We start from the raw sequence: 11844 nt of genomic DNA on the forward strand, positions 1-11844 counted from the left end.
ATTTAACAGTAAAAGTAATTACATATTTTTTTTAACCCTACCTTCTACTCCTTTAAAAAAAGCTTCGTAGGTTTTAAAATCTAATTCTGTATTATCTGTAGTACTTAGAGCTTCAGATATTTTTATTTCTTTTTTACCATAATCAAATGCAACCATAACCACAGGTACATTAGCTTGTTTTGCAATGTAATAAAACCCAGTTTTCCATTTAGAAACTTTACTACGAGTACCCTCTGGCGCTAGGGTTAAGTGTATTTTGCTAGTACTTTTTATTAATTCTGTACAAGCATCCACAAAGTTGTTGCTTTTAGTACGATCTATAGGCATACCACCTTGCCACCTAAAATACCAGCCAAAAGGCCATTTAAACAAACTCTTTTTACCAACAAAATTAAACTCTTCATTAAGCACTCTTCTAATGAGTAAGCCTAAAAAAAAATCTAAGTTACTTGTGTGCGGTACAACTATTACAACACATTTATCTATTTTAGGAAAGGCTCCATTTAGAGTCCAACCCATTATTTTAAAATATATAAATTTAGCTATCGCATGCATCATCTCTCTATTTCATTAAAAATTTATAACTATTGTACAGCAAAAATACGTTACTCGTTATCTAATCTGTAAACAAAATGCATTTTTTTATCAATTAAAGATTTAGGAAAGTTTTTAAATACCATATTCCTAATTTTAGAACCAAAACCTAAATGTGCAACTTTACCCGTAATCCAAGACTGGTTTACAATAGAGTTTACTTTTTTATACCTTACCTTCTGAAATTCTTTAAAAGGACTATCTGTAGTATTTGTTGCAATAATTTTAGATAAAAAATAAGCATCTTCTATAGCTTGTGCACCACCTTGCCCCATATTTGGTGTTGTAGCATGAGCAGCATCACCCAACAAACAAATCCTATTTGTATGCCATTTTTTAATTGGTTTAAGGTCTATAATATCATTTCTAAGTATAGCATCTATATTAGTATTTGCAATTAAATCTGTAACCACATTTGCATAGTTATTATACTCCTTGAGCAAGTCTTCCTTTAAAGTTTTTCTATTATCTGTTAAAAAAGGTTTGCTATTAGCTACTGCAAACCATGATGTTTTATCTGTAGACAGTTTAGATATTCCAAATCTGGTTTGCTTACCCCACATTTCTATACCTCGATGATTATAATCTTCTGGTAGTATAAAATTTGTTACACCGCGCCAACACGTTTGTCCGCTATACCTAATTTTACTTTCTGGAAACAGTTGTTTTCGTACTACAGAGTTTATACCATCTGCTGCAATTAGGTAACTTACATTAGCTGTAGTAGCATCTAAAAACTGAAGTTCTATTCCTTCTTTAGTTTCTGTGTAACTCTTTAAACCCTTTCCCCAGCTAATATTAGAACTAGCTACATTGTTAGCCAATACTTTTTGCAATTCTGCCCTATGTATGGCAACGGTAGAATATCCATACTCCTCTTTAGCTTCATACTGTCTACTGTCTGTAAGTGGTTTTAAATCTGCTGTTGCTATTGTTATACGATCTATAGAGTTACCTGTATCTTTAATCTGATCTAGAATACCCAACCACTCATACACTTTTAGTGCATTTGGAGCCAACCATATTCCTGCTCCAATAGCATTAATATCTTCAGCTTTTTCATATAAATGGTATGGTATATTTAACTTTTCAAAAGCCAAAGCCGTTGTTAAACCTCCAATACCAGCACCTATTATAGCGTACATTTTATTTTATTTATAGTTATTTATAAAATTACTACAAAAAAAGCCGAAAGCGTATGTACACTTTCGGCTTTTTTAAAATTATATAAAGTCTATTATATTTTAGCGTAAATAGATCTTAATTTCTCTGGAGTTGCAGTTTTTTTCCAATCTTTACCTAAAGCGTTTTCCCAAAGTGGTTCTAAACTTAAAGCAACATTAATCATAGTTGTAAACTCCTCTTCCGTAAGGTCTTTACATATACCTGTTGGCAACGTAATATTATGTTTTTCCATCATTTTATAAAACAATTTTACACCTTCTGGGTAAAATTCCTCTAAATGATTAAACACCAAACAGTTTCCTATACCGTGTTTTACTCCTAATAGGTATGATAGTCCATAACTTAACGCGTGTGCAACACCCACCTGCGAGTAAGCAATGCTCATACCACCGTGCCAAGATGCCATCATTAACTTGTCTCTAGACTCGTCTTCTGGAATATCTTTTAAATACACATCATTACATAGTTCCATAGCTTTTTCACCATAACTTTGGCTAAAAGCATTTAAAAAAGTCCCTTCTAAAGACTCTACACAATGAATATAACAATCCATACCTGTATAAAACCATTGGTCTTTTGGAACACCTTGTGTTAAATCTGGATCTAATACAACCTGATCAAAAGGAGTATAATCTGAGTTTATACCTAGCTTACGCTCTGGACCTAGTAATACAGTTGTTCTAGACACTTCTGCACCTGTACCACTAATTGTTGGTACACCTACGTGATAAATAGCTGGATTTTTAACCAAATCCCATCCTTGGTATTCTGCAGAACTACCTGGGTTAGTTAACATAATTGCAACAGCCTTAGCCATATCTAATAATGTACCACCACCAATACCAATAATACCAGAAGGCAACTCATCATACTCGGCTTTAATTTGTTCTACTAAAGCATCTACTTGGTATGTTTTTGGTTCAAATTCTGATGAAACAAAAATAGTTTTATCATTCTCTACCAAAGGTATTCTGGTAGCTAATTCTTTTCCTTTAAAAACATCATCAATTAAAAAAATAAAAGGTGCGTTAGCACTTTTACGCTTTAACTTTAATATGTCTCCTATTTGGCTAAAACTACCGTTCCCAAAAATTACTCTAGGTACCATTGGGAAGTTTCTATATGTCGTCATAGTATTATATCTATTATGTATGATAAGACAAATTTAAGCAAACCTGTCTTGTTATATGAATTTCTTTTTCTAAAATAATGTTATTTTAAGTAGTCTAAAATATCTTCAATTTTATTTAAGGTTAAAAACGAATTAGATTCCTCTTCTTCTTTAGATACGGTTTCATGCACCCAAGTTGTATGAAAAGGAATGTGTACAGCCTGTGCTCCTAGCTTTACAATAGGTAACACATCAGACTTTAAAGAATTACCTAACATTACAAATTCTGAAGTTTTTATTTGAAGATGATCTAATAAATTTTTATAATTCTCTTCTTTTTTATCACTTAAAACTTCTACGTGATGAAAGTATTTTTTTAATCCAGATTTTTCTAGTTTTTGTTCTTGATCTAGTAAATCTCCTTTAGTTAAAACTATTAATCTGTATTTAGACTGAAGCTTTTGTAAAACAGACTCTACACCTGGCAATAACTCTACAGGTTGGTCTATCATTTCTTTACCAATATCTAAAATTTTAGCTATTACAGAATTGTTTACTTTGTTATTAGATATCTCTAAGGCAGACTCTACCATAGACAATACAAATGCTTTTATGCCGTACCCGTACCGACCTAAATTTTGCATTTCCATTTTAAACAATTCCTGATCTATTTTATTTTTAGTTTCATAGCCTTCTAATAATTCTGCAAAAGTTTCTTCTGCTTCTCTAAAATAAGTTTCATTAACCCAAAGTGTATCATCGGCATCAAAACCAATAACTTTTATATTTTTAAAGTCTACTTCCATTCTGCTTGTGCTCTTTCTAAATCCTCTGGTGTATCTATTTCTATACCAGAAGTATTATCTACAATCATTTTAATTTTTTTTCCATATTCTAGATAACGAATACACTCTATTTTTTCTGATGCCTCTAAAGGTAACATTGGCAGATTGTAAAAATCCATAAGAGCATTTTTTCTAAAGGCATAAACACCTTTATGCTCGTAATATTTTAGTCCAACATTTTTTTCTCTAGGGTAAGGAATTGGCGAACGAGAAAAGTATAATGCAAAATTTCTGTTATCTACTATAACTTTTACAAAGTTTGGATCTTTAATTTCATTTTCATCTGTCATTTCAGACATAATTGTAGCAAGATCTATTTCTTTTTTATCATCATTTTTAAATACCGTTAATAATTCCTCCAACCCTTCTTTAGGCGTAAAAGGCTCATCACCTTGTATATTAAAAACTATATCTACGTCCATATTTTCTACAGCCTCTGCTATACGGTCACTACCACACTCGTGTTCCTTAATGCTCATTATAGCCTTACCACCAGCCTCTGTTATTGTCTTGTAAATAGTGTCACTATCTGTAACCACAAAAACATCATCAAATAAATTTGTTTTTATAGCGGTTTCATAGGTTCTAACAATAACGGGTTTACCTGCTAAATTTTGCATTAGTTTACCCGGAAATCTAGACGCTGCATACCGTGCAGGAATCATTGCAATAATCTTCATGTATCTTTTATCTATTTTTTTCGTTTAGGCATTAATTTTCTGTACATTCTAAAAATTAATGCTAATATAATAACTACCAAAACAGCTCCAATAACAGGAGCTATAATAGTTGCTGTAGACACAACTACAGCTGTACCTGTTTCTACTGTTGCTACAACAGGATTTGCTAAACCACCAGTTGTAGCGGTAGAGGTTAGCCTAGTTGCTGCAGAAGTACCTTTTATGGCGCTGGCTGTACCACCACCTGCAATAATTGCTAAAGACCAGGTAATTACCGGATCTAAATTAGCTACTGTAGATACCATTACTGCGGTACCCGCAATTGCCGCCAAAGGTATGGCAGCAGAATCTAATATGTTGTCTACCCAAGGAATAAAGTATGCAAAAATTTCTACCAAAGTAGCTACTCCTAATACCATTAGTGCTGGTAAACTACCTATCCAAATCCAACTTTCATTTAATTCCCAAGCTCCAAAATATGATGCTAAACTTAATGCAAATAAAGGCAAAAAGACTCTAAAGCCTACAGATGTAGCTAAGCCAATGCCTAAAAAAATACTAATAATGGTTTCTGATGTCATTTGTAATGGTTTTATGTGTTTAAGTTGCTTTTAAAAAGCAGCTATATGGTTAGTTATACACATATATTGTACCAAAAATAGGTTATTCCCAATCAAGAAAAAAATCGTTCTTAAATCCTATTAAATACAATTGTTTTTTAGCTCTTGTTACTGCGGTATACAACCAACGCAAGTAATCTTTATCTATGCCATTTGGCAAATAGGGTTGTTCTACAAAAACTGTATCCCATTGTCCACCCTGACTTTTATGGCACGTTATAGCATAAGAAAACTTTACCTGTAATGCATTAAAATACTTGTTGTTTTTAACCTTTAAAAACTTTTTATATTTAGAGGTTTCATCTGCATAGTCTAACATAACCTCTTGGTACAAGCGGTTGCTTTCCTCATACGGTAAAGAAGGTGTTTCTGCGTCTATAGTATCTAACAACAAAACAGTTTCAAAAGCAGGCATATTTGGGTAATCTACCATTTTTACATTTACTTCTGCAAACTTAAAACCGTACAATTCTTTAATAGCAAAAATTTCTAAAATCTCTAAAATATCACCGTTTGCAATAAAACCAGCTTCTGTTGTAGGCTTAATCCAAAAATAATTATTTTTTACCACCATCATATAATCTCCTGTAGAAATTACATTTTCTAAATATAAAATACGATTTCTGATATTGGCATTATACAAATTGGCACGTTTGTTAGAGCGTACAATAAAAGCTGTTTCTTCTTTTCCGTTTTGTGCATAAGAATCTTCAATAGCTTCTAAAATATCATTACCTTCTATTAAACGCACAATGTCTTTGTACGGATTAACATCAAACTTAAAATCTTCAAAAAAACTACCGTGCAACTGCTCTCTTAAATTAGTTGCATTCATTAAAATACCCGAGTCTTCTGCCTGCCTCATTACTTCATCCAACTCTACCTTAGTAACATCTTTATTATAATTTAAAGATAGTCTGTCTTCATCTAAAGCCGGACTAATATCTAGTTTTACCGGTGGTAACTGAGCTGTATCTCCAATTAAAACCAGTTTACAATTTTTACCAGAATACACATAAGACATTAAATCATCTAACAATGAGCCATTTTCAAATAACTTGGAATCTGACGGCGCATCTGGTATCATAGACGCCTCATCTACAACAAAAACGGTATTTGTATGTTTATTAGGTGCCAAGGTAAATTGTATACCTCCACCGCTTTGTTTTTTAGGAAAATATATTTTTTTATGTATGGTAAGTGCCTTTGCATTGGAGTAATTAGACATAACCTTTGCTGCCCTACCTGTTGGTGCCAAAAGCACAGCTTTCATTTTAATATTCCACAAATTTGTAACTATAGTTCCTATAATTGTTGTTTTTCCAGTACCAGCGTAACCTTTTAAAAGAAAAAGATCATCATTATTTTTGGACAACAAAAACTGAGATAACTTCTCTAAAGTAATGAGTTGCTTTAAAGTAGGCTCAAAAGGAAATTTTTCTTTTAATAAATTAAAGAATGATGTAGAGGTAGGTAGATTCATAAGTCTTCAAAGATAATGATGAAATTTAAGCTGAAATACTTTTGTGATTAAAAAAAAATTGTAGATTTGTGTCAAACCACTAAATAAAAACAACAGTATACTAATGAAAACCGTAATTAAAATTGTTCTTTGGTTAGCAGCTATCTTTTTTGGATATATGATATACCAATCTGTAAATGGTCCTATAGAATTTAAAAAAGTAAAACAAGAGCGCTTCCAAGCTGTAATTAACTCTTTAAAAGATATTAGAGATATACAAGAAGCTCATAAATCTGCCACTGGTAAATTTGCTCCTAACTTTGATGCTTTAGTGAAGTTTGTAGAAAACGGAAATTACTACATTATACAGCAAAGAGATTCTTCTTACATGGAGTATGACAAAGACTTTGGTATTGATTTACAAAGAGACGTTAAAATTGTAGATACCTTAAATGTTATACCTGTTAAAGATTCTTTATTTAAGAACGATGATAGATATAAAACATTAAAGTTTGTACCTTTTTCTGAAAATGGAAAAGCTGAGTTTGATATGAAAACAGCGACTATTGAAAAAGGAGGAAAAGAGGTTTCTGTATTTAAAGCATCTGTTAAAAAAGACGTTGTTTTATATGACCAACCTAAAGATTTAAGAGACAGAGAAAATGCCTTAAATAGTGTTGAAGAAATAAATTTTGATGAAATTATAGTTGGTGACTTAGATGATGTAAGCACTAGCGGTAACTGGCCTCCTATTTATGACAGAAAAACAAAAAAATAATACTTTAGATACAACATCTAATTATAAAAAATTGTCCATTCAAATTAGTTTGAATGGACTTTCTTTTTGTGTTGTTGACACTCTAGATAATACCATTTTAGTCTCTAAAAGAAAAATTTTTAATACAGAACTAGATCCTTTAGAGTTAGAAAAAGAACTTGTTACTATGTTTAAAGAGCATAATATTACAAGTGATTCTTATACAGAAGTAATTGCTACGCACAGAAACACTTTATTTTGTTTTGTGCCAAAACCTTTGTTTGTAGAAGACGAGAAACACAATTATTTAAAATACAATACCAAAGTTTTAGCAACTGACCTAATTGCACATGATGAAATAACAAACTTTGATATTGTAAATGTTTTTGTTCCCCTAGTTAATATTAACAATTACATTTACGACTTATTTGGTGATTTTACCTACAAGCATAGCTCTTCTATTATAACATCTTCTTTACTTAATGCAAACACTAACAATGATATTACTTGTTACGTGTACGCATCAGAAAAACAAATGGATATTGTTATAATTGACAAGAAAAAACTACTCCTTTTTAATAGTTTTGAGTACTTAACTACAGAAGACTTTTTGTACTACCTACTTTTTACTTGCGAACAATTGAAATTAGATAATGAAACGGTTATACTTAGATTGTTTGGAGATATAGAAGAAGATAGTACTATTTATAAAAAATGCTATAATCATTTTAAAAACATTAGTGTGTACGCACCAGATAACAGTACTTTTCAACTAGGAGATTACACTAAAAAAAATATAGACTTTACCGTTCTAAACGCCCTATAATGCGCATAATATCAGGAAAATTTAAAAGCAAAAGACTAATAGCACCAAAAAAGTTACCGGTTAGACCAACTACAGATATGGCTAAAGAAGCCTTATTTAATATTTTAAATAACCATTACTATTTTGAAGATATTAGCGTTTTAGATCTTTTTGCTGGTACAGGTAATATAAGTTATGAATTTGCATCTAGAGGAACAGAAAACATAATATGTGTAGATGCAGATTATGGTTGTGTAAAATTTATAAACCAAACAGCTAAAGAACTAGATGTAAATATATCTACCATAAAAAGTGATGTTTTTAAATATTTAGAACGTACAGCCATCAAGTCTACAATAATTTTTGCAGATCCACCATACGATTTTTCTACAGAAGATTTTGCAAAAATACCAGAATTGGTTTTTAAAAACGATTTACTTTCTGATGATGGTTTGTTAATTGTAGAGCACTCTAAACACACTAAGTTAGATAACTTACCAAACTTTTCCTATCTAAAAAGATATGGAGGAAGTGTTTTTAGTTTTTTTGAAAAAGAAACAAAAGAAGAATAAAAAAGAGCAGGTAATAAGCCGGATTCTGTAAAGCCAACTAGTGGCTTCCCTATCATTTATCTAGGCTTTTAGTTACCTAAAAGCTCAAACCGCCTACCCTTTAGCTTGGGCGTGTACCCTTATAACGCTAATTTACATGGCGTTGCACCGCATAGAGTTTACCTGGTTTCACTACAGCATTACCTGTACATACTTTCTGCTGCACTTGTCCTCGTTTTACAACGGACGGGAATTACCCGCTATGCTACACTATGGTGTCCGGACTTTCCTCTTTACAAAACAAGTTTGCAAAGCGATAGAGTAACCTGCTCGTGGCAAAGGTAAATTAATTGTTGATAAGTAAGCACTATATCTTTGTAAAAAATAAGGTAAAATGAAGCCATATATTTATATTTGTACTGTAACATTAGTTCACTAATAAAAGCATAGTAATTGGAACCATTTGTAGTATCAGCTAGAAAATATAGACCACAAACATTTAAAGATGTTGTAGGGCAACAAGCTATTACAAATACACTTTTAAATGCCATACAAAACAACCACTTAGCCCAAGCTTTGTTGTTTACAGGTCCTAGAGGTGTTGGTAAAACAACCTGTGCACGTATTTTAGCAAAAATGATAAATTCTGATGGAGAAGAAAATCCAGAAGAAGATTTTGCGTTTAATATTTTTGAACTAGATGCTGCCTCTAACAACTCTGTAGACGGTATTAGGAGCTTAATAGACCAAGTACGCATACCGCCGCAAGTTGGCAAGTACAAAGTTTATATTATAGATGAGGTACATATGCTTTCGCAGGCTGCTTTTAATGCATTTTTAAAAACCTTAGAAGAGCCACCAAAACACGCTATTTTTATTTTAGCTACTACAGAAAAACATAAAATTATACCTACTATTTTGTCTCGTTGCCAAATTTTTGATTTTAAAAGAATTACGGTAAAAGACGCTGCAGAATATTTAAAATACATAGCAGAAAACCAAGGTATTGAAGCCGAAGATGATGCTTTACATATTATAGCTCAAAAAGCAGATGGTGCCATGAGAGATGCATTGTCTATTTTTGATAGGGTGGTAAGTTTTTCTGGAAAACAATTAACCCGAAAGGCAGTTACAGAAAATTTAAATGTATTAGATTACGATACTTATTTTGAAGCAACAGACCATATTTTACAAAATAACATACCGTCTTTACTAATACTATTTAACACTACACTTAGCAAAGGTTTTGACGGCCATCACTTTATAATCGGTCTCGCGTCTCATTTTAGAGATTTAATGGTGTGCAAGCATCCAAACACCGTTAATTTGTTAGAAGTTGGTGACGAAGCAAAAAAACGATACCAAGAGCAAGCTCAACAAACCAACAACGCCTTTTTATTGAAAGCCATAGATATTGCCAACACTGCAGATCTCAACTATAAAACAAGTAAAAACCAGCGCTTGTTAATAGAACTTGCCTTAATGAAATTAGCCTCTATCACTTTTGATGGAGAAAAAAAAAATCCTGAATCCCTAGCATTAAGTAATCAAATAATTACACTAGTACCTGCATCTCATTTTAGAGAAAGCAAACCTAAAACTAGTAATACTGCTGCAAACACCAAACCCAGCGCTAGTACAACTAATAACCAAAAAGCTAAAGAAACTGCTCCTGTCTACACAGATAACTCTACTATTGCTACCCCTACTAAACCTGTAGTTGCGGCAAAAACAGTTACTAAAGAAGTAGCTGCTACACCTGCTATAAAAAAGCTAAACATTAATTCTCCTAAAAGAGTATCTGGTTTATCTTTATCTAGCTTAAAAGCTAAAGAACAACATAAATTAAATAAAGTAGATGTAGTTGTTGACGAAAGCACCTTACCTAATGATGATTTTGAAGTTGAAAGACTTCAAGAATTATGGAATAAGTTTGTTGATAAAATAGAAGCTCAAGGTCAGCGTATTTTAGCATCTAACCTAAATAGTGACACACCTGTTTTAAAAGACAGAACTACAATTAGCATACAATTAGCTAATGACACTATGAAAAAGGAGGTTGAACGTGAAAAGTACGACCTTATGGAATACTTAAAAAAAGAGCTTAATAACTACTTTATTACGCTAGAAATTACAGTAAATGAAGAAGCTGTAAAAAAGTTTGCATTTACACCTGAAGAAAAATACCAAAAATTAAGAGAAAAAAATCCTGTCATAGACTTACTAAGACAGGAATTTGATTTAAGTATTTAAAAAGCAATCTACTACTCTCCCATCGCATATTTAATACCACCATATAAATGCTCTAAAAAAACAGGATTTTTAAATGTTACGTTAGTATGTCCTAATCCCGTATAGAAAGCTCTACCTCCATCATAATCATGGTACCAAGCCATTGGATGGTAATCTCCATTTTTACCTCCGCTATAACTCTTTTCATCTACGTTTAATAACACATTTACATTTTTATTTAAATCTTTATAATTATACCACTCATCTACTTTCTCCCACGTTTTACCTAACATTTTGGTTGATAAATGCGTACTATCTACAACTTGCAACGTAGCTTTCTGCACCTTAGGATGCCCATTAAAATAACCTCCAACTAGTTTGTTATACCATGGCCAATTATACTCTGCGTCTGCAGCTGCATGTATACCAACGTAACCACCTCCAGATTTAATATATTTTTCAAAGGCTTTTTGCTCTTCGTCATTTAAAATATCACCTGTAGTATTTAAAAACACAACTGCCTTGTATTGTTTTAAATTAGATACAGTAAACAAGGCTGAATTTGCCGTAGTGTCTATTACAAAATTTTTGTCTTTTGCCATTTTTTCTAGGGCTAACACACCACTATCTATAGATCCGTGCCTAAAACCAGCAGTTTTAGTAAACACAAGAACTTTGGGACTTTGCAATCCGCAAGAAAAGAAGGAAACACCTAAAAACACTATCAATAGAACTTTAAAAAATATAGATTTCATAAAATAATTAGTTATAAAATGGTTGATTTAAATTACGGTAAGTTAGTAAATTTATAAAAAGATAAATCTTTTATTTTTAAATAGTTAAAAATCTATAGCAATAATTGAGACTTAACACACAACATAAAATACAACCTAAAATATTTAAAAACAGATATTTAAATAAAATTAAATTAAAAAAAAAACAAAACAAAAAAAAAAACAAAACTAAAAAAATAAAATAAATAAAAAAAAAAATAAATAAATA

Annotated in this window: 12 protein-coding genes and 1 other RNA gene; 4 read left to right on the forward strand and 9 right to left on the reverse strand. The window is 31.6% G+C overall.

Features of this window, described 5'->3' with window-relative positions; all coding sequences use genetic code 11:
- Positions 1 to 18: 18 nt before the first annotated feature.
- The 7 genes from BFJ87_RS11945 to BFJ87_RS11975 form a co-directional block, all read right to left on the reverse strand.
- Positions 19 to 555: a 1-acyl-sn-glycerol-3-phosphate acyltransferase gene (locus BFJ87_RS11945; protein ID WP_171974508.1), complete on the reverse strand. Its 537-nt coding sequence runs from the start codon at positions 553 to 555 to the stop codon at positions 19 to 21.
- Positions 556 to 605: 50 nt separating this feature from the next.
- Entirely contained in the window at positions 606 to 1739 is a 1134-nt protein-coding gene (locus BFJ87_RS11950) for an FAD-dependent monooxygenase (RefSeq protein WP_077404751.1), read from the reverse strand.
- Positions 1740 to 1831: 92 nt separating this feature from the next.
- Positions 1832 to 2911: an iron-containing alcohol dehydrogenase family protein gene (locus tag BFJ87_RS11955; protein ID WP_077404754.1), complete on the reverse strand. Its 1080-nt coding sequence runs from the start codon at positions 2909 to 2911 to the stop codon at positions 1832 to 1834.
- Between the two features lie 80 nt (positions 2912 to 2991).
- On the reverse strand, positions 2992 to 3696 hold the full coding sequence (locus BFJ87_RS11960; RefSeq protein WP_077404757.1) for an HAD family hydrolase: 705 nt from the start codon (positions 3694 to 3696) through the stop codon (positions 2992 to 2994).
- Positions 3687 to 4415 carry a 3-deoxy-manno-octulosonate cytidylyltransferase gene (gene kdsB / locus BFJ87_RS11965; RefSeq protein ID WP_077404760.1) on the reverse strand — a complete coding sequence of 243 codons (729 nt, stop codon included), beginning with the start codon at positions 4413 to 4415 and terminating at the stop codon, positions 3687 to 3689. The genes BFJ87_RS11960 and kdsB overlap by 10 nt, the downstream gene beginning before the upstream one ends.
- 11 nt (positions 4416 to 4426) lie before the next feature.
- On the reverse strand, positions 4427 to 4996 hold the full coding sequence (locus tag BFJ87_RS11970) for a DUF4126 domain-containing protein (protein ID WP_077404763.1): 570 nt from the start codon (positions 4994 to 4996) through the stop codon (positions 4427 to 4429).
- 82 nt (positions 4997 to 5078) lie between these two features.
- Positions 5079 to 6518, reverse strand: a complete 1440-nt coding sequence (locus BFJ87_RS11975; protein WP_077404766.1) for an ATP-dependent DNA helicase — start codon at positions 6516 to 6518, stop codon at positions 5079 to 5081.
- 103 nt (positions 6519 to 6621) lie between these two features.
- Between BFJ87_RS11975 and BFJ87_RS11980 the strand changes: the two genes are divergently transcribed.
- From BFJ87_RS11980 to BFJ87_RS11990, 3 genes are read left to right on the forward strand one after another with little or no spacing between them, the layout of a single operon-like run.
- The gene (locus BFJ87_RS11980) at positions 6622 to 7275 is read left to right on the forward strand and encodes a hypothetical protein (protein WP_077404769.1); all 654 of its coding nucleotides are present in this window, start codon (positions 6622 to 6624) and stop codon (positions 7273 to 7275) included.
- A complete protein-coding gene (locus BFJ87_RS11985; protein WP_077404772.1) occupies positions 7253 to 8080 on the forward strand; it encodes a DUF3822 family protein in 828 nt (275 codons plus the stop codon). Before BFJ87_RS11980 ends, BFJ87_RS11985 begins: the two co-directional genes overlap by 23 nt.
- Entirely contained in the window at positions 8080 to 8631 is a 552-nt protein-coding gene (locus BFJ87_RS11990; protein ID WP_077404775.1) for an RsmD family RNA methyltransferase, read from the forward strand. Before BFJ87_RS11985 ends, BFJ87_RS11990 begins: the two co-directional genes overlap by 1 nt.
- Here BFJ87_RS11990 and rnpB read toward each other — a convergent pair.
- An RNA gene (rnpB, locus tag BFJ87_RS11995) (RNase P RNA component class A) lies at positions 8631 to 8943 on the reverse strand. The genes BFJ87_RS11990 and rnpB overlap by 1 nt on opposite strands.
- Before the next feature lie 120 nt (positions 8944 to 9063).
- Between rnpB and BFJ87_RS12000 the strand changes: the two genes are divergently transcribed.
- On the forward strand, positions 9064 to 10863 hold the full coding sequence (locus tag BFJ87_RS12000; RefSeq protein WP_077404778.1) for a DNA polymerase III subunit gamma/tau: 1800 nt from the start codon (positions 9064 to 9066) through the stop codon (positions 10861 to 10863).
- Positions 10864 to 10874: 11 nt separating this feature from the next.
- Here BFJ87_RS12000 and BFJ87_RS12005 read toward each other — a convergent pair whose 3' ends face one another.
- Positions 10875 to 11597, reverse strand: a complete 723-nt coding sequence (locus BFJ87_RS12005) for a ThuA domain-containing protein (RefSeq protein ID WP_077404781.1) — start codon at positions 11595 to 11597, stop codon at positions 10875 to 10877.
- Between the last annotated feature and the right edge of the window lie 247 nt (positions 11598 to 11844).

Source organism: Cellulophaga omnivescoria, from assembly GCF_001999725.1.
GTDB classification, from domain to species: domain Bacteria; phylum Bacteroidota; class Bacteroidia; order Flavobacteriales; family Flavobacteriaceae; genus Cellulophaga; species Cellulophaga omnivescoria.